The 18,041-nt window shown below is 66.9% G+C and carries 17 protein-coding genes; 7 read left to right on the forward strand and 10 right to left on the reverse strand.

Translation table 11 applies throughout. The features are described from left to right. Positions 1–50: 50 nt before the first annotated feature. Both ACTMO_RS0107270 and ACTMO_RS0107275 read right to left on the reverse strand, forming a co-directional pair. Entirely contained in the window at positions 51–1,142 is a 1,092-nt protein-coding gene (locus ACTMO_RS0107270) for a carboxylate-amine ligase (protein ID WP_019854017.1), read from the reverse strand. Positions 1,143–1,240: 98 nt separating this feature from the next. Next, complete coding sequence (locus ACTMO_RS0107275) at positions 1,241–2,326, reverse strand: LLM class flavin-dependent oxidoreductase (protein WP_019854018.1); 1,086 nt, start codon at positions 2,324–2,326, stop codon at positions 1,241–1,243. Positions 2,327–2,522: 196 nt separating this feature from the next. Here ACTMO_RS0107275 and ACTMO_RS0107285 point away from each other — a divergent pair, with 196 nt between their 5' ends. Then, positions 2,523–3,080 (forward strand): PadR family transcriptional regulator, encoded by a 558-nt coding sequence (locus tag ACTMO_RS0107285; protein ID WP_019854020.1) that lies wholly within the window; start codon positions 2,523–2,525, stop codon positions 3,078–3,080. A gap of 33 nt (positions 3,081–3,113) precedes the next feature. Here the strand turns inward: ACTMO_RS0107285 and ACTMO_RS0107290 are convergent, their stop codons facing one another. Beyond that, positions 3,114–4,403, reverse strand: coding sequence for a YncE family protein (locus ACTMO_RS0107290; RefSeq protein ID WP_019854021.1), 1,290 nt, complete (start codon positions 4,401–4,403; stop codon positions 3,114–3,116). A gap of 454 nt (positions 4,404–4,857) precedes the next feature. On the opposite strand from ACTMO_RS0107290, the gene ACTMO_RS0107295 reads away from it, so the two are divergent. After that, positions 4,858–5,247, forward strand: a complete 390-nt coding sequence (locus ACTMO_RS0107295) for a hypothetical protein (RefSeq protein ID WP_019854022.1) — start codon at positions 4,858–4,860, stop codon at positions 5,245–5,247. A 357-nt stretch (positions 5,248–5,604) separates the two neighbouring features. Here ACTMO_RS0107295 and ACTMO_RS0107300 read toward each other — a convergent pair whose 3' ends face one another. Together ACTMO_RS0107300 and ACTMO_RS0107305 are read right to left on the reverse strand one after the other, a co-directional pair. Next, positions 5,605–6,492, reverse strand: a complete 888-nt coding sequence (locus tag ACTMO_RS0107300) for an alpha/beta hydrolase (RefSeq protein WP_019854023.1) — start codon at positions 6,490–6,492, stop codon at positions 5,605–5,607. Then, positions 6,489–7,046 (reverse strand): quercetin 2,3-dioxygenase, encoded by a 558-nt coding sequence (locus ACTMO_RS0107305; RefSeq protein ID WP_019854024.1) that lies wholly within the window; start codon positions 7,044–7,046, stop codon positions 6,489–6,491. Before ACTMO_RS0107305 ends, ACTMO_RS0107300 begins: the two co-directional genes overlap by 4 nt. A gap of 101 nt (positions 7,047–7,147) precedes the next feature. Between ACTMO_RS0107305 and ACTMO_RS0107310 the strand changes: the two genes are divergently transcribed. Continuing rightward, positions 7,148–7,597, forward strand: coding sequence for a MarR family winged helix-turn-helix transcriptional regulator (locus ACTMO_RS0107310; protein WP_019854025.1), 450 nt, complete (start codon positions 7,148–7,150; stop codon positions 7,595–7,597). 94 nt (positions 7,598–7,691) lie between these two features. Here ACTMO_RS0107310 and ACTMO_RS0107315 read toward each other — a convergent pair whose 3' ends face one another. From ACTMO_RS0107315 to ilvB, 3 genes are all read right to left on the reverse strand, one after another. Then, entirely contained in the window at positions 7,692–8,735 is a 1,044-nt protein-coding gene (locus tag ACTMO_RS0107315; RefSeq protein WP_019854026.1) for a zinc-binding dehydrogenase, read from the reverse strand. Between the two features lie 176 nt (positions 8,736–8,911). Then, the gene (locus tag ACTMO_RS21950; RefSeq protein WP_019854027.1) at positions 8,912–9,340 is read right to left on the reverse strand and encodes a cupin domain-containing protein; all 429 of its coding nucleotides are present in this window, start codon (positions 9,338–9,340) and stop codon (positions 8,912–8,914) included. A gap of 57 nt (positions 9,341–9,397) precedes the next feature. Further along, complete coding sequence (gene ilvB / locus ACTMO_RS0107325) at positions 9,398–11,185, reverse strand: biosynthetic-type acetolactate synthase large subunit (RefSeq protein WP_425394329.1); 1,788 nt, start codon at positions 11,183–11,185, stop codon at positions 9,398–9,400. A gap of 404 nt (positions 11,186–11,589) precedes the next feature. Here ilvB and ACTMO_RS0107330 point away from each other — a divergent pair, with 404 nt between their 5' ends. Next, entirely contained in the window at positions 11,590–12,396 is an 807-nt protein-coding gene (locus ACTMO_RS0107330) for an IclR family transcriptional regulator (protein WP_019854029.1), read from the forward strand. A gap of 113 nt (positions 12,397–12,509) precedes the next feature. Here the strand turns inward: ACTMO_RS0107330 and ACTMO_RS0107335 are convergent, their stop codons facing one another. Further along, the gene (locus ACTMO_RS0107335) at positions 12,510–13,274 is read right to left on the reverse strand and encodes a DUF1295 domain-containing protein (protein WP_019854030.1); all 765 of its coding nucleotides are present in this window, start codon (positions 13,272–13,274) and stop codon (positions 12,510–12,512) included. Beyond that, on the reverse strand, positions 13,271–14,539 hold the full coding sequence (locus ACTMO_RS0107340) for a class I SAM-dependent methyltransferase (RefSeq protein ID WP_019854031.1): 1,269 nt from the start codon (positions 14,537–14,539) through the stop codon (positions 13,271–13,273). The genes ACTMO_RS0107335 and ACTMO_RS0107340 overlap by 4 nt, the downstream gene beginning before the upstream one ends. A 256-nt stretch (positions 14,540–14,795) precedes the next feature. On the opposite strand from ACTMO_RS0107340, the gene ACTMO_RS0107345 reads away from it, so the two are divergent. The 3 genes from ACTMO_RS0107345 to ACTMO_RS0107355 are packed head-to-tail and all read left to right on the forward strand — an operon-like array spanning position 14,796 to position 18,038. After that, a complete protein-coding gene (locus ACTMO_RS0107345; protein ID WP_019854032.1) occupies positions 14,796–16,082 on the forward strand; it encodes an NAD(P)/FAD-dependent oxidoreductase in 1,287 nt (428 codons plus the stop codon). Next, positions 16,069–16,788 carry a DUF1365 domain-containing protein gene (locus ACTMO_RS0107350; RefSeq protein ID WP_019854033.1) on the forward strand — a complete coding sequence of 240 codons (720 nt, stop codon included), beginning with the start codon at positions 16,069–16,071 and terminating at the stop codon, positions 16,786–16,788. The genes ACTMO_RS0107345 and ACTMO_RS0107350 overlap by 14 nt, the downstream gene beginning before the upstream one ends. Beyond that, on the forward strand, positions 16,785–18,038 hold the full coding sequence (locus ACTMO_RS0107355; protein WP_019854034.1) for an SAM-dependent methyltransferase: 1,254 nt from the start codon (positions 16,785–16,787) through the stop codon (positions 18,036–18,038). The genes ACTMO_RS0107350 and ACTMO_RS0107355 overlap by 4 nt, the downstream gene beginning before the upstream one ends. Positions 18,039–18,041 lie beyond the last annotated feature (3 nt).

Below are 18,041 nucleotides of genomic sequence, written 5' to 3' on the forward strand. Positions count from 1 at the left end.
CCCGGAAACCCGGGCTGTTCCGGGGCGAGGTGGAAGGGCCCGCGCCGGACTCACCCCTCGGCGGAGGGCACGGTCGTGGCCCGCAGCACGTCGCGCAGGTCGTTCCTGACACCGAACGCCTCCCGTTGCAGGTTCGCGTTCGTGCCCTCCCGTAGCAGCCGGTTCACCTGCTCGTGCACCGTGTCGTGATCCCCGTGGGCACGCAGGGCCGGTTCGAGATACGCCAGCAGCGTCCGTATGCGTTTCTCGGCGGGGTGGGCCAGTGCCGTGACCGGATCGATCAGTTCGCCGGACAGCCCGGAGCGGGCCGCCCGCCAGCGGGCCGCCCGCTCCAGCTCCGGAACGGAGCGCGGCAGCGGAAGCCCGCCGCGTTCCTCGGCCACGCAGTGCGCGGCCAGGGCCCTGGCCAGGCCCGCCAGCATCACGGTCTGTTCCACCCTGGGCACCACGTCGCAGATCCGGAACTCCACCGTGGCGAGGTGTTCGGAGGGACGCACGTCCCAGTAGAGCATCCCCCGGTCCTGCAACACCCCGGAGTCGACGAGCCGCTGGGTCAGCTCCACGTAGTCGGAGTAGCAGTCGAACACCCCGGGCATCCCCGCACTCGGCCACTGCCACCACACCTGTGCGCGGTAGCTGTCGTACTCGGTGTCCTCACCACGCCAGAACGGCGAGTTCGCCGACAGCGCCAGGAACGCGGACAGCCACGGTCTGGACCGGTTCATCACGGCCACGGCCAACTCGGGGTCGGCCACCCCCACGTGGATGTGGCATCCACACACCACCTGCCTGCGGGCGACCACACCGAAGCGGGTGGCCATCTCCTCGTACCGTCGGGAAGGGGTGATCGTCGGGGTGTGGTCCCCCGGGTGCGTTCCACTGGCCACCAACCGTTCACCGCGTTGTTCGGCCCGGTGCGCGAGGTCCTCACGGAGCCGGGTCAGTGTCCTGCCCAGTTCCACCAGGTTCGAGCACACGGGAGTGGACAGCTCGACCTGGGAGCACAGCAGTTCGGGGCCGAGGTGCCCCGAGGGGGTGTCCTCCCCACCGGTCAGCGGGGGAGACGAGCGGGACAGTTCCCCTGTGGTGGAGTCGACGAGGTGGAATTCCTCCTCCACCCCCAGAGTGTGTTCCACGGGCACACCACCACCCCCACGGGAAGGGACGTGTCTACACCCCCATCGTTGCCCAGGCACGGACGTCGCGCCAGCAGCGGTGGGGAGCCCGGCGTCCCCGTGGTTCACGTGCCGCTCTGGCCCGAGCTCGCCGTACGGCGCTCGTGTGTGGGTGCCTCCGGTACGTGCGCGGGTTTGCGGGCGGCGAACTCCCTGCGCAGAGCTGGTACCACCTCCTCGCCGAGAATGTCGAGCTGTTCCAGCACGGTTTTGAGCGGCAGGCCCGCGTGGTCCATCAGGAAGAGCTGACGTTGATAGTCGCCGACGTACTCGCGGAAGGACAGGGTGCGCTCGATGACCTGCTGGGGACTGCCCACGGTGAGCGGCGTCTCGGCCATGAACCGCTCCAGCGACGGTCCTCCCCCGTAGACGGGGGCGTTGTCGAAGTATGGGCGGAACTCGGCCACCGCGTCCTGGGACCGGGGACGCATGAACACCTGACCGCCGAGTCCGACGATCGCCTGCTCGGCTGAGCCGTGCCCGTGGTCTTCGAAACGCCGCCGGTACAGCTCCACCATGCGCCGGGTGTGTTCGGCGGGCCAGAAGATGTGGTTGTGGAAGAAGCCGTCGCCGTAGTAGGCGGCCTGCTCGGCGATCTCGGGACTGCGGATGGATCCGTGCCACACGAACGGCGGGACCCCGTCCAGCGGGCGGGGTGTGGAGGTGAACCCCCGCAGGGGGGTGCGGAACCGGCCCTCCCAGTCCACCTCCTCCTCACGCCACAGTCGGTGCAGCAGGTGGTAGTTCTCCAGGGCCAGCGGGATGCCCTGGCGGATGTCCTGGCCGAACCAGGGATACACCGCGGCCTGGTTGCCCCGCCCCAACATGAGGTCCACCCGGCCACCGGCGAGGTGTTGCAGGACGGCGAAGTCCTCGGCGATCTTGACGGGGTCGTTGGTGGTGATCAGGGTCGTCGAGGTGGACAGGACCAGTCGTTCGGTCCGGGCTGCCACGTAGCCCAGCATGGTGGTCGGGGAGGAGGGCACGAAGGGGGGATTGTGGTGCTCACCGGTGGCGAACACGTCCAGCCCCACCTCCTCCGCTTTCTGGGCGATGGTGGTCATCGCGGTGAGTCGTTCGTGTTCGCTCGGGAGACGTCCCGTGGTGGGATCCGGGGTGACGTCACCGACGCTGAAGACGCCGAACTGCATCTCGTACCTTCCTTGGGGATCGGGCTCGCCGGGACGAACACCCCGGATGGTCGTGTTGTTCCCCGCGGGAGGACCGCTCGAGTCGGTGGTGGTCCCGCTCACCGCGAGGGGTGAACGGTTCGGCGGGCGGGAGGCGTGACGAACCTAGAATGGTGTTCGCGAACCCCTCGGACATCGGAGAGGCTGTGGTTTCCGCATGTCGCTGCAGCACGCGATCATCACCGCTCTGCTGGAGAAACCCTCCTCGGGACTGGAGCTGACGCGCAGGTTCGACCGGTCGATCGGATACTTCTGGCCGGCCACGCACCAACAGATCTACCGTGAGCTGGCCAGGCTCGAACGGGCCGGATGGATCCGTACGCTTCCCGGGGAGCCCGGGCGTGGGGGGAGGAAGGAGTACGAGGTTCTCCCGGAGGGGCGTGCGGCGCTGGTCGAGTGGGTGGCTGCGGAGGCCGATCCGAAACCGATCAGGGACGCGTTGGTGCTGCGACTGCGGGCCGCCGCCGTGGTGGGGCTGAACGGTGTGGACGAACAACTGCGGCGACATCGCCTGCTGCATCGGCAGCGGCTGTCCGAGTACCTGGACATCGAGGAGTCCGACTTCCCCGAGGAGGGCGAGGAGGACGCCGCCTCCGGGGACCGACTGCGACACCTCGTGCTGCGTGCCGGGATCAAGCTGGAGAGCTTCTGGCTGGAGTGGATCGACGAGACCCTCGCCGAGTTGGAACGGGAGCGGGATCGGCAGGATCCGTGAACACGGGACGGTGTGGAAGGGGCTCCACGCGTTTCAGGCTGGTGGTTGCCATCCCGCGGGCACCTCGCCGAGACGAACCCGCTGCGGATGGTCGCCCACCGGTACGGTGGTGACCTTCCTGCCGGTGTCGAAGTCGAGCACGCTGATCCGGTCCGCTCCGCTTTCCGAGATCACGCAGTGTTCACCGTCGCCGCTCACCGTCGCCCAGTACGGCTTCGAGGCCTCCACCAACGGCCCCTGCCGCAGTGTGTCCCGGTCCACCACGGTGGCGTAGTCGTCCATCGTCGCCGTGACACAGAGTTTCTCTCCGGAGGGCTCCATCGCGATGCCGTGGTGGCGTGAGTCGTTGACCCAGCTCGTACGGTCCTCGTCGGTGTCGGGGTTTTTCGGCAGCGTCTTCACCCTGGTGATCCTGTCCTCGGTGACGTCGTACTCGACGAACCCGTGGAAGAAGGAGACCTGGAAGTACATCGTGGACTCCCCCGGGGTGAAGGCGACCGGTCGTATCGCGTCCGAGAGGTCCGGGCGGCCGAAGGCGTCGAGCCGTTCGCGCATGTCGATGGTGTCGACGACCTCGTAGGTGTGGGCGTTCGCCACGGTGATGCGGCGGTCCCCCTTGGTGAAGTCCAGCCAGGGGGCGTCGAGGTCGGTGAAGACCTCACCGATGGACATGTTCCAGAGGTGTTCTCCGTCGGAGGTGAAGACGTTCTCGTGGGGTTTGTCCCCGGTCGGGAAGGAGCCGAGTTCCTCTCCGGTGTCGATGTCGAGCACGTGCACCGTGTTCGAGGTCGAGGCGGACACTGCGACCCGCGTTCCGTCGGGGGAGACGGCCATGTGGTCGGCGCGGTGGCCGGACACCGGAAAACGCCACTCGATCTCTCCCGTGCTCAGTCCGATGGAGACGACGTCGGCGAAGCTCGGCCGGGACACCACCACGGAGGCACCGTCGGGAGTGGAGTACATGTCGTCGACGAACTGGTCGTGGCCTTCCCCCGGCCCGTGGCGTACTCCGAGGAAGTAGGCCAGCTTGACGGGATTACTGTGGATCTCGCGCATTCGTCGTCGCTTGTCCGGGATCACGTTGATCCGCCCGATCCTGCGGTACTGGCCGTGTGCCTCGATCACTTCGGCGGTGCCGTCCCAGTTGTTGCCGACGAAGAGCACGTCCCGTCGCTCGGCGGATGTTCCGGCGGTCACGGCGTTTCCCACCGGGGTGGTCGTGATCGCCAGCAGGAGCGCGGTCACCACGGCCCCGAGCGGACCGGGAGCCCTTCGACGGGGTTTTCTCCGGCTCCGCTCCCATCGGCTGTTCGGTCCGGACATTGTTCTCCTCCGGGGAGTCCGTGGGGTCGTTCGGCGTCCCTACCGGGAACGTGCTCCGGGGAAGGGGTTACTCGAAAGTACGGGGAGGAGCACACCCCCACAATCCGTCGGAGGGAGGGAACGGGTGCGGCCAGGAGGAGGCGGTGCTCGTGGCCGGTGTGCTCCGTCGGGGCCGGAGGAGGCCGCCTCCGTTCCGTGGTGGGGAGAGCGGAGTCCGCTTCGGGAGAGGAGAGAATCTGTCCCGGTCGGGATGCTTTCACGAACTGTTTTCGGCTCGCCGTGGTGTAGGAGTCTCACTCGATGGGTGAACATCGCGGATTCTTTGATGACCTCCGCGTCGATGGTGCATATATTCGAGGTCGCTCGGTTTTTGGGGGCCGAGCGACGAAATGGGGGTCTTTTTCGAGAGCTTCTTTCGTGATCTGTCGATCAAGCACCGTATGGAGGTAGCATCATGCGTTCCACGACTCGTGTCGGTCTCGCCGCGAGCGCGGCTCTGGTCTGTCTGGCTCCCGGAGCTGCGGTGGCGGCCACGGAGGCGGAGTCTCCCGCGGCGCGCACAATCACCAAGATCACTTGTTTCAACACCCAGGACTGGCCCGCGGCGGACGAGACGTTCATCCGGGTCACGGGGGGAGCCAATCTTTGGGGGCCGGAACACATGCCGGATAACGTCTCCAAACATCCCCATGTGACAGTCCACGACGGAACCACCATCGGAATCTGGGACGATGACGGGCCGGGCGGTCTCGACGACCTGATCGGCAGGGTGAAGGTCAAACCGGGCAAGAATTCCTACGACATCCAGGGTAATGGAGCCTCGTACGCGCTCTATATCCGGTAGGGGTTAGTGCGGAGAAACGCTCCGGACACGTGGCCCAGAGCGGTTCGTTCAGGTCGAACACACGAACGGTCGAACTGGCCGAACTTCTCGGGTAGCCACCCGGCCCGGCGAGGAGGCCGGTTGGGTCGGGTGGCTCGTCACGGTCACCACGGGGTGAGCGTGAGCCTCACCGAGCTGGGCGCCCCGCCACAGGACAGCACGTCGTGGCTGGCGGTGTGGGGAAACCGACCACCCCGTCGCCGAAGGCGATCACACTCCGCTGTTTTTCCGCTCCTTCGGTGACGCACCCGGCGCTGCCACCACGGACGAGAAGGATTTTTCCGACCCTTTCGGACACCCGGCTGCCGCTACGGAGGCTCATCCGAGAACGCGTGCGGCGAAAGCCAGTGAACGGGCGAAGACGTCCTCGACCTCCTCCTCGGAGACCCCGTACCAGCCGTGCTCGCAGTCCGGAACCGTCCGCAGTTCGGCCGAGACCCCTTGGTGCCGCAGGGCCGCGGCGAGTTCACGACTGTGCGAGCAGGACACCATCGTGTCCCCTTCACCGTGTACCAGCAGGAACGGTGGAGCCTGGGGATGCACCCGTGCCGAGGGGCTGGCCGCGTGCGCTCGGAGGACGTCGGAGGCCGGGGCGGCACCGAGCAGGCGGGCTTCCGGGGTGTCCGGATCCCACGGTGAGTAGTTCTCCCGTTCGGCGGTCAGGTCCCCGCCGGGGCCGTACCAGATCACGGCCCCACGGGGCGAGGGTGTGGGGCGGGTGAGTGCCAGCAGCGCCGCCAGATGACCGCCGGCGGACTCTCCCCAGACCACCGTCCGTGTGGTGTCGATCCCGAGTTCGTCACCACGCAGGGTCAACCACCGCAGCGCGGAGTGGAGGTCGTCCACCTGCGCCGGGAAGAGCGCCTCGCCACTGAGGCGGTAGTCCAGACAGGCGACCGCGAGTCCTTCCGCAGCCAGACGCGCGAACGGGCCGGAACTCCAGTCGCGGGTACGCGGTCCCATGTCGTCCCGACGTCCCCGCATCCAGGCTCCGCCGTGGACGAACAGCACCAGCGCAGCCGGGGAGTTCGTCCGCGCGGGTAGCCACAGGTCCAGTTCGAGGGGTCTGCTGCCCTCCACCTCCGCGTAGGGGACGCCGCGCAGCGTCCGCACTCCCGCCTCCCGTACGGCGGCGGGAGGCAGGGTGGCCTCGTCCGGATGCGGGGCGACGACGAGACTCCGCGGGCTTGGCCGTGTCTCGTTCATTCCGTGTACCACCGGTGTTCGGGCAGGAAACGCACGTCGTACTGGTGACCGACCCGTTCGAACCGTTCCGCCGGGGGAACGACGGGTTCGGTGGGCAGGCCGAGTTGTTCGGTGGGGGCTCCGAGGTTCTCGAAGAAACGCTCGAACGTCCCGCCGGGGCCGGCGGCCACCCCCACGACACGGCTGTGGTGACGTTCCATGCGGTAGGCGTGGGGACAGTTCTTGGGTACGAAACCGAAGTCGCCCTCACCGAGTAGCCTTTCCTGCTGTTCGCCCTCGGTGTCCTCCACGAACAGACGCACGGCTCCCGCCGTCACGTAGAAGACCTCGTAGGTGTTCGGATGCACGTGAGCCGGGATGATGTCGCCCTGGGGGCCTTCACAGGTGAAGAAGTTGAAGGTGTTCTCGGTCTGTTCCCCTCCCGCGTAGACGGTGACCAGGTCTCCGAAGAGGTGGGCGCGGTCTCCCTCTCCCTTCCGGATGAAGTAGGGCCTGCCCGGTTCCGCCGGGATGTGGGAGGTTGTCCGGTAGCGGGTGGCGTACTCGATCGTCATGACTGCTTCCTGAACTGGTGAGCCCTGTTTGTCAGGTAGCCTGACATACGTGTTCGCGATCCGGCAAACCCCCGTCCGGGGAACTCTGCGAAGGGGACGAATTGCACACCACCGGTCACAACCTCCCCCGCCTGCTCGGTCAGGCCCGTCACTGGTTCGAGGAGGCACTAACGGAGACGCTGCGCAGGAGAGGGCAGACCCCGGTCTCGCCGACCCAGCTCCAGCTGTTCTCCGTGCTCGACGAACAGGGGGCCACGATCTCCGAACTGGCCCAGTGGATGGGAGTCACCCGGCAGACCACCCATCAGGCCGTGCACGGCCTGATGGAGGCGGGGCTGCTGGAGCGCTCCGCCCACCCGGAGTCGGCCAGGAGGAGGCTGGTCCGGCGTACCCCGCTGGGGCGGCGGTTGCATCGCGAGGCCGAGGCCGTCCTGGAGGAACTGGAGCGGGAGCTGGCCCGGCGTATCGGAAGCGACACGGTGGAGCAGCTGCGCGCGGCTCTGGAGAGTTCCTGGGGCGAGCCGCCGAACGTGGACGAGAGCGGGAACTGACGTGTCTTCCCGTCCGGCCGGACAACCGGATGGGTCGACGGTGCGTCCTCGGTCGAATCCGAAGCCGCGACGCCCGTGCCGGAACTCGGAGGGGTCACTCGGGGTTGTTCAGTAGTACCTTCATGGCACGATTCTCCGATGCCTTTTCGAACGTGTCGTAGGCCTCCGTGATGTCCGGGAGTGCGAACGTGTGAGTGGCCAGTTCCGAAACGGGGAGTAGTCTCGCTGTGAGCAGGGACAGCAGTCTGGGAGTGCTGTGGGTGTTGACGAGCCCCGTCGTGATCGTGATGTTTCTGTTCCAGAGTTCTTCGAGATGCAGTGTCGCGGGTTCTCCGTACACACCGATGCTGGCGATCCTTCCCGCCGGTCTGACGAGACGGGTACACAGTTCGAAGGTCTCGGCGGAACCGACCGCTTCGATCACCACGTCCGCGCCCCGTGACTGTGTCATCTCACGTACCAGTTGCTCGGGGTTCTCCGTGTGGCTGACCACGGCGTCGGCTCCGAGACGTCGCGCCACCTCCAGGCGGGGTGCGGACCTTCCGACGACGATGACCCGACCGGCGGAGTAGAGCCTGGCCGCTCCGAGAGCGGCGAGCCCGATGGGACCCGGCCCGACGATGACCACGGTGTCCCCGGGAGAGACTCCGCCGTTGAGCACCCCTATTTCGTAGGCGGTCGGGTAGACGTCGGAGACCAGGATCGCCTCGTTGTTCGCCGCCTCCTCCGGAAGAACATGGGTGGAGGTGTCGGCGAAGGGGACGCGGACGTACTCGGCCTGGGTACCGTGAACCGCGTTGCCGAGCTTCCAACCTCCCCCTCCGAGGCACTGACTGTAGGTCCCCACACGGCAGTAGCCGCAGCGCCCGCACGAGGTGATGCACGAAACCAGGACACGGTCACCCGGCTTCGCTGTTCGAACGTCGCTTCCGACCTCGACGACCTCGCCGACGGCCTCGTGACCCAGTACGGTACCGGCTGCGACATCGGGGACCTCGCCGTGGATGATGTGCAGGTCCGTTCCGCAGATGGTCGTCGTCGCCACTCGCACGATCATGTCGGTGGGGGACGGCAGGGAAGGATCGTCGATGTTCTCCCAGGAGAAACGTGCTGTTCCGTGAAAAACCAGTGCTTTCATCGCTTTTCTCCTGACGCCGGGGCTGTCGCGGTGTGTTTCCTGATGGTCGCTGGAGTTTTCCGTTCGTGCGAACTGTTGAAATCCGGCACGCTCCGAAACTGTTTTCGGAAAATATGTTGTTCGGTCGACTTTCTTGACGAAGCTGACACGACGCTGGTGGCAGTGTCCTCATCCGTTCAGGTGGAACTCCATGGCTCGGGAGGTTCCGTCGGAATGCTGATCGTGGTTGTCCGCTTCGGCAGGACGTACAGCACGAGCAGCCTGGCCCCGCCGTGTGCGGGGGTGGTTCCGCAGTGGATGTTCCCCGGGCCGGCGGGTTCCAGGAAGGCGTCACCGGCCCGGTAGGTGCGGGACACGCCGTCCGCCTGGTAGTAGTGAAGCTGGCCCCACTCCACGATCACGTACAGCGTTCCGGGATGGTAGTGCCATCCCGTGCTGTCTCCGGCAGCGAACCGGAGGCGACGTAGGCGGAACACGCAGTCCGCGACCTCCGGAACCGAGCAGTCGGCGGTCACGATGCCCTCCGCGAGGGTCGTGCTTCCCCCGGAGGACGGAAGTAACCGTTCAGCGAATTCGCGCAGCGGAGGAGCTGAATAGTGAATCATGGCGTTTCTCCAGTTGACCGTGTAGGGAGAAAACAGGTTAGTGTACAGGAAGTGTGGTCACTCCTCGAAGTGGTCGAAATCCGGACGCTCATTCCGGGAAATCAGCATGTCGTCATTGGATGCTCCTGCCGGAACCATGGGCCATACCAGTTCCGCGGCGTCGACATGGAAATCGATCACCACGGGTAGGTCACTCGTCGCCTCCGCCTCGGCGAGAACGGTCTCCACTTCCTCGGGCTGTGCGCAGCGTAAACCGACGCATCCCATGGCGCGCGCCAGTGCCGCGTTGTCCGGGATGTCACGATCCAGTGTCGTAGCCGAGTATCGCTGTTCGAGAAACACGTCCTGCCACTGCCGGACCATGCCGAGAGTGCCGTTGTTGAACACGGCCACTTTGATCGCGATTCCCTCGGCCACGCAGCTGGCCAACTCCTGGCAGGTCATCTGGAACCCGCCGTCACCCTCGATCGCCCACACCGAATCACACGGCCTGGCGAGTTTGGCCCCCATGGCGGCGGGGACGGCGTAACCCATGGTTCCGGCCCCACCTGAGGTGACCCATGAGCGTGGATCCGTCAACGAGAGCAGTTGGGCAGCCCACATCTGGTGTTGACCGACTCCCGTGGTGAACACGGTTCCGTCCGAACACGTGTTCCGCATGGCTGTGAGGACATGCCGGGAGCGCAGGGTTTCGTTCTCGGCGGGCGAGGGGGAACCAATGTCGTGTCTCTGCCGCCAGCAGGAGAGTCGTTGCCACCACGACTCGTCCGGATATGTCGGTGGTTCCGTGCGCAGACGTTCGTTCAGGGCGGAGACAACAGCACATGCATCACCCTGGAGGGCGACATCGGCTCGTCGGATTTTGTTGATCTCGGACGGATCCACGTCGATGTGCACGACCCGGGCCTTCGGGGCGAAGGTGTCGATTCGCCCGGTAACCCGATCGTCGAAGCGCGCCCCGACAGCGACGATCAGATCACTGTGTTGCAGCCCCAGCACAGCGGAGACCGTGCCGTGCATACCGGGCATACCGAGGTGTTGTGCGTGATTGTCCGGCACGGTTCCCTTGGCCATCAACGTGGTAACGACGGGGGCCTGGGTGAGTTCCAACAGTTCCAGGATCTTCTCGTTGGCGTTCGAAGCCACCGCTCCACCTCCCACGTACAGCACGGGCCGTCGCGCCCGCCGTAGAAGGTCCGCGGCAGCATGAAGACGATCCGCCGAGGGCAGTCTCCGTTCAGGACGGGGCGGGAACTCCCCCTCCCGGAACGGAGAACTCGTGGGTCTCGTTCGGCCTTGTAACGCGTCCTTCGTGATGTCGACCAACACCGGCCCCGGTCGTCCGCGCAGCGCGGTACGGAACGCTTCTCGTACGGCTTCGTGGACCTGGTCGGGTCGAGTGACCTGAAAGCTTCGTTTCACCAGCGGCTGAGCTATCGCGCAGATGTCCGTCTCCTGGAACGCCGTGGTACCGCGTAACCAACTCGGTACCTGTCCGGTGATCGCCACGACGGGGGTGGAGTCCATCGAGGCGTTGGCGAGCGGTGTGATCAGGTTCGTCGCTCCGGGACCGGATGTGGCCAGGCAGACCCCGACCTTACCCGTGGTACGCGCGTATCCTTCCGCGGCGTGCCCCGCTCCCTGCTCGTGCCGGGCCAGAACATGACGGATCCCGAGGGATCGTGCCAACTCGTCGTACAGTGGCAGAATCGCTCCACCCGGAATGCCGAACACCGTGCTGACACCGTGATGGTCGAGTTCCTCGACCACGGCTGCGGCTCCGGTCGGTGCCCGGGGGCCCACTGCGGTGGGGTGTTCTTCCACTTCCTTGTTCGGTGTTCTGATGTTCAATTCGGATCCCGTCGTTCGAGCTGGTTACGGACTGGAACGAATTCGCACGCATCGTTTCGTGCTGGGCATGGAGGTATTCCACTGGTCGCGGTTACTTTTCCGTCTTCCCGCTGTGGCCGAGATCTCGACGTGGTGTTTCCTTGATTGTGCGAGTTCCGCTGACTTGGCACTGACACAGTGCTGACATCGGGTTTTCACTGGTTCCGGTGTGGCTTCGTCGACGGGACGGTTTCGCCGGTTCGACAAGGCGCTTCGGGGTCACCGCTGCGTCAGCGCCATGTCAGCGTCGGAGGCGATCGTGTGGACTGGTTCCCCGGACCGGGCGTGTGGAACCGACGAACCGAGCGGAACCGAAGCCGCGCAACGCGATCTCCTGGGCTCGACGGAGAGGGTGGCAGATGACCGAGACGACCGGGACCGGCAGCAGCGACGCCGTGGAACACACGGAACTGCGGGTGCTCGACAGGGCTTTCACTCTCCTGCGGATCCTCAACACCCGTGGCTTCCCTCTGACCCTCAAGGAACTGTCCGAGTACTCGGGAATTCCCAAGTCGAGCACCCACCGTCTGCTCAACGCCCTGATCAACCGTGAGCTCGTCGAACGAGTGGGTGCCACCTACCGGATCCGCGGGCGCGCGATCGAGTTCGGAGACGAGGAGACGAGGTTCCACGTCCTGCGCAGCAGGCTTCTTCCGTATCTCACCCGGCTGCGTGAGGTGACGGGCTACACGGTCGAGCTGTCCGTACTCATCGGACCGGAGGTCACCGTGGTGTGCCGCCTGGGAGGCCGGATCCCCCGGGCCGGGAACACGGAACGTTCCGAGCGGGTTCCGGCACACACCACCGCCGCGGGAAAGGTACTGCTGGCCCACCACAGCGGCGCCGCCCAGCGCTACCTCGGTACCGGATACTTCCACGCCACCAACCCCACCACCGCGACGTCCGAGGCCAACCTGTTGCGTGAGTTCCACGAGGCGCGGCGGTGCTCGGTCGCTTTCGACGGAGCGGAGACGCCGTCGGGGAGGCGTTCGGCCGCCACCCCTGTCTGGGGGCTTTCCCGGGTTCCCGTCGCCGCGTTGTCGGTGACGGCGCAAGCCCCCGTGTTCCGGGAGGCACTGGCCAGGAGGGCGCTGTTGAGCACCGGCAGACACGCCGGCGCGGTGCTGAGACGAGATCGCGTGTCCGAACAGTGCCGGCAGCGATGACCTGACCGCCGGCGGGGATCCGCACCCGTCGAGGGTGGGTCCGGTTCCGATCCTCGAGGGAGGAGGTGATCAGCCGCCCAATCGTGCTCTCCGAGGAGCACGTCCCGGCAGCGTCACCTCCTCCTCGGAGGGAGGGGGAGGAAACCGCTGGTGCGGGCCACGTACCGCGCGTACTCCGGGTGTCGTTGTCGCAGGCGTTCCTCCAACAGGGGTTTGCCCGTTCCCCGCACCAGCAGCCAGGTCATCACCACTGGGGAGAGGACGGTGAGCGGACCGGGCCACTGCTGGCAGGAAACCAGGTACAACCCCCACCACACGCAGGCGTCGCCGAAGTAGTTCGGATGCCGCGTGTAGCGCCACAGTCCCGTGGTGAGTACTCCACCCCGCGAGGCGGGGTCCTTCCGGAAACGCCGCAGTTGGGCGTCCCCCACGGCCTCGAAGAACAGGCCCACCGCCCACACCACGGCACCCAGCGCGGTGAACACCCCGACCTCGGAACCGGTCAGCTGCACCGGCAGCGAAACGAACCACATGAGCAGTGCCTGGGTCAGATAGACCCTGGTGTACATGCGGGCCGCCGGACGGGACCCGTACCGCTGCGACATCGCGGCGTAGCGCGGGTCCTCGGGCTTGTTCCAGTTGCGCCGGTACAGGTGCGTGGCCAGCCGCAGGCCCCAGAGCACCGTCATGACCCCGGCCACGACGCCGGTTCCGGTGAGCAGGAACGACAGTACGGCGATCAGGGCGAATCCGATCCCCCACGCGGTGTCCACCGTGTCGTATTTGCCGCGTGCGCGGGCCACGAGGAAGGTGATCGACACCAGCACAAGGGCCGTCCCCAGGGTGACCGCGAGTGTGAGGAGTTCCGTGCCGGTCATTTTCCCTCCCCGGAGAAGAGGGCACGCCCCTCGTCACGGGCGGGGCGGGTCGCCAGGATCTGGTCGACGCCCATACGGTTCTCCGCGAAGGCCAGCCCACCCCCGGCCAGGTACAGTCGCCACACCCGGTAGCGCTGTGCCCCGAGGATCCGGAGGGCTTCGGGCTCGTGCTCGTACAGACGGCGTGCCCACAGCCGCACGGTGCGGGCGTAGTGTTCCCGCAGAGCCCGCATCCCGCGGATCTCGAACCCCGCCGTTTCGAGGCGGTCGAGTGTGTGCCCCACGGGGGTCATGGTCATGTCCGGGGCGATGTAGGACTCGATGAACGCTCCGCCCCCCGGTGCTTTCGAGCCACGCGACATCTGTTGCAGCAGCAGTCGCCCGTGGGGACGAAGCATCCGGAACAGGCTCGCCAGATAGGTGGGGTAGTTGTCGGCACCGACGTGCTCCCCCATCTCCAGACTCGCCACCGCGTCGTAGGGTCTGTCGGTGAGATCCCGGTAGTCCAGCAGTCTGACGGAGGCGAGCTCCCCGAGCCCGAGCCGTTCGATCCTGTTGTTGGCGTACTCGTACTGCTGCCGGGAGAGGGTGATTCCACTGGCGCGCACACCGTGGTTCCGCGCGGCGTGAACGACCAGAGAACCCCAGCCGCACCCCACGTCCAGCAGCCGTTGCCCCGGGCGCAGCCCCAGTTCACGGCACACTAGGTCGAGCTTGTTGTACTGGGCCGTTTCCAGATCGTCCCGCTCGTCGGTGAAGTATCCACAGGAGTAGGTCAGTGTCGGATCCAGCAGCAGCTCGTAGAACTCGTTGCCGAGGTCGTAGTGATGGCTGATCACCGAACGGTCCCGTGTCCGACTGTGCCGGGTTCCGGACAGCCGTGCTTCGCAGGCGGGAACCGGGGGACGGGGACCGAGCGCTCCGAGCCGCACGGCGGCCCTGCCCAGCTCCCACCAGCGTCGGTGCGGTGGGGAGTTTCCCCGCAGCCCGTGTTCCCGAGCGAGCTCCCAGCAGCGACGTAGCCCCTCCACGAGGTCTCCCTCGACGTCGAGGTCGCCGGACACGAACGCCCGCGCGGCGCCGAGCTCGCCCGGACTCCACAGCAGATGCCGCAGCGCGCGGGCACGCCGCAACACGACACGCGGGCCCTCCGTCGGTCCCGCCCGGCTGCCGTCCCAGGCGCTCACGCCCACGGGAAGGGGCGTTCCGAGCGCTCGTTCGACGGTGTTCCGCACGACCTCGGCCACGCCGAGTCCGTTTTCCATGCTTCGCGACACCAACACCTCCGTGACACGGGCTCCGCCGAGTGGTGATTCGGCGCGCTCAGCGTGTCGGACTGGCTGGTGTGTTTACGGTCACAGCGGCCAAACCGTGCTCACGTCCGCCCCGAACGAGGGGCATGGAACCGAACGAATCGTGTGACCGGCTTCTCCGTTCGGAGACGTACGCCCCGCCCCTTCCGCGCGGACATCCGCGGCGGCGTCAGTCGGTGTTCACGGCCCCGCATCGGAAGGGGAGGCCGTGGTGAGCCATTCGCGGGTGGCCGTGATCGGCTCAGGGGTGTCCGGACTGACGGCCGCCTATCTGCTGAGTGGGCGTAACACAGTGGTGCTGTTCGAGGCCGAGGACAGGCTGGGCGGGCACGCTCACACCCATCACCTGAGTGCCGAGGACGGGCGTGATGTCGCGGTCGACAGCGGTTTCGTCGTGCACAACCCACGCAACTATCCCAGGCTTTCTCGGTTGTTCGACCAGCTCGGCGTGACCACCCGGGACACCGAGATGTCCATGAGCGTGAGTTGCCGGGGATGCGGGCTGGAGTACGCCGGAGCCAGAAAACTGCGCGGATTGTTCCCGGGGGGCGCGAATCGGAACAACGCTCGTTACCTGCGTCTGCTCGCCCAGATCCGACGTTTCCACCGACAGGCCAACCGGTTGCTCGACCACCCCCGGAACGGGGAGGACACCACCCTCGGGGAGTTTCTGGCCTCGGGCGGATACACGGACTATTTCGTCCGGCACTTCGCCCTTCCCCTGGTCTCGGCGGTGTGGTCGGTCGGCCCCGCGCTCGGTGCCCACTATCCGGCGCGCTACCTCTTCGAGTTCCTGCGCAACCACGGCATGCTCAGCGTCGGTGGATCTCCCGAATGGCGGACCGTGGTCGGTGGCTCGCACGAGTACGTCCGCCGGATCGCCGAGCGGCTGCCCGTGATACACCGGCGTACCCCCGTCCGTGCGGTGGAGCCCCACGCGGACGGAGTGGACATCCGGGACCACACCGGGCGCGCGCACAGCGTGGACCGGGTCGTCGTGGCCACCCACGCCGACCAGGCCCTGCGCCTGCTGGCCGCCCCCACCGAACGGCAACGCCGGGTGCTGGGGGCGTTTCGCTACTCCGAGAACGAGGCCGTGCTGCACACCGACACCTCCCCGCTGCCCCGTCGTTCGGGGGCGCGTGCGAGCTGGAACTACCTCAAGGAGACGTGCGCGGAACAGACCGTGGGCGTGCGGATCAGTTACGACATGAACCGGCTGATGCGACTGGCCGAACCCGAGAACTACGTGGTCACACTCAACGCGGCCGACCAGCTCCAGCCGGATCAGGTGGTGCGCAGGATGCGCTACCGCCATCCGGTCTACACCCCGGAGTCCGTGGCCGCCCAGCGGCAGTTACCCGACCTGGGGGATGCCCGGCTGCGTTTCGCCGGGGCGTATCACGGCTGGGGGTTCCACGAGGACGGATGCCTGTCCGGGATGCGCGCCGCGATGGCCCTCGGCGTCGGAGGTGAGTCACGTGTACCGCTATGACGTGGTGGTGGGACACCACCGGCACGGTCGGCCGCGGCGTTCGTTCCGACATCGGCTGCACACCTGGCTGGTCGATCTCGACGAACTGCCGCGACTTCCCGGGCCGTTGCGGGCGGTGGCCTCCTTCGACTCCCGTGATCACTTCGACGACCCGGAACGCGGCATCCGTGAGAACCTGGACCGCTGGTTGTGGCGGTGCGGCGTGGACCTGGGGGGTGGGCGTGTGTGGATGCTCGCCCACGCCCGCACGTTCGGCTACGTGTTCAACCCGATCAGCCTCTACTGGTGTTACCGGGACACCGGGGAACTGGCGTGTGTCGTGGCCGAGGTACACAACACCTACGGCGGGCGCCATCGCTACCTGCTGCGTCCCGACGAGAACGGGAACTGCCAGACGGAGAAGGAGTTCCTCGTCTCCCCGTTCCTGCCGAACCGGGCCAGCTACCGGATGACGTTGACACCGCCGGGACGGCAGCTGTCGATCCGGGTACAGCTCGTGCGCGACGGTCGGCCCCTGCTCACCGCCACGATGGTCGGCCGCGGCCGTCCCAGCACCCCCGCGGGAATGCTGGGCACCGAACTGTTCCGCCCGTTCACACCGCAGCGGGTCGCCGCTCTGATCAGGCTGCACGGAATCGCGCTCTGGTCGGCGGGGACACCACGTGGATCCGGGTGCCCAGCGGCCCGGTGGAAAGGAGTTCGATGAGTACCAGTGCCGTTTCCCGGTGCCCCGAGAACACGGAACCGGCACCTCCGTGGACGAGGCTGGGACCGGCCCCCCACGCCCCGTTGCGGGCCTTCGCGGCCGAGCGGCTGTTCCGACGGGCGGTGCGGGACCTTCCCGTACGCATCGTGCTCGCCGGAGGCGAACGACTCGGAGCGGGCGGAACCGGGACACCGTTGATGCGCGTCGAACGCCCCGAGGCCTTCTTCCACCGGCTCGGTGCGGACGCCAAGATCGGTTTCGGAGAGGCCTACATGGCCGGGGACTGGTCCAGCCCCGACCCGGCGGCGCTGTTGACCCCCTTCGCCGCGCGGATGTCGACACTGGTTCCCGCACCGTTGCAGCACGCCCGGCACTGGGTGGAACGACGCCAGCCCGCCGCCGAACGCGGGACCCGGTCGGGAGCCCGCAGCAACATCGCGCGACACTACGACCTGTCCAACGACGTCTTCGCGACCTTCCTCGACGAGACCATGACCTACTCCGGTGGGTGGTTCTCCGCCGGAGACGACCTGGCCGCCGCCCAACGACGCAAGATCGACGGGATTCTCGACCTCGCCCACGTCGGTTCGGGAACGAACCTGCTCGAGATCGGGACGGGCTGGGGGTCACTGGCGATCAGGGCCGCCGAACGCGGTGCCGTGGTGACCACGGTGACCCTGTCCGCCGAACAGCAGCGGTTGGCGCGGGAACGCGTCGCCGCCGCGGGCATGTCCGACAGGGTGGAGGTGCTGCTGTGTGACTACCGTGACGTCACCGGCCGCTACGACGCGGTGGTCAGTGTCGAGATGATCGAGGCGGTCGGACACGAGTTCTGGCCCACCTACTTCTCCGCCCTGGACCGCCTGTTGGTTCCCGGAGGACGGGTCGGTCTGCAGGCGATCACCATGCCGCACTCCCGGATGCGTGCCACCAGGAACAGCTACACCTGGATCCACAAGTACGTTTTCCCCGGGGGGTTGATTCCCTCGGTGCGGGCCATCGACACCGCGGTGGCCCGGTACACCGGTCTGGTCCCCGCCGGGCGACGTTTCTTCGGTGACGGGTACGCGGAGACGCTGCGACAGTGGCGTGCGCGTTTCCTGCGAGGCTGGGAGGAACTGGCACGGCTCGGGTTCGACGAGCGTTTCCGCCGTATGTGGGAGTTCTACCTCGCCTACAGTGAGGCGGGGTTCCGCGCCGGATACCTGGACGTCGGGCAGTTCGGGTTCCTCGGATCAGCAGGGAAGTGAGCG

It is taken from the genome of Actinopolyspora mortivallis DSM 44261, assembly GCF_000384035.1.
GTDB classification, from domain to species: Bacteria; Actinomycetota; Actinomycetes; order Mycobacteriales; family Pseudonocardiaceae; genus Actinopolyspora; species Actinopolyspora mortivallis.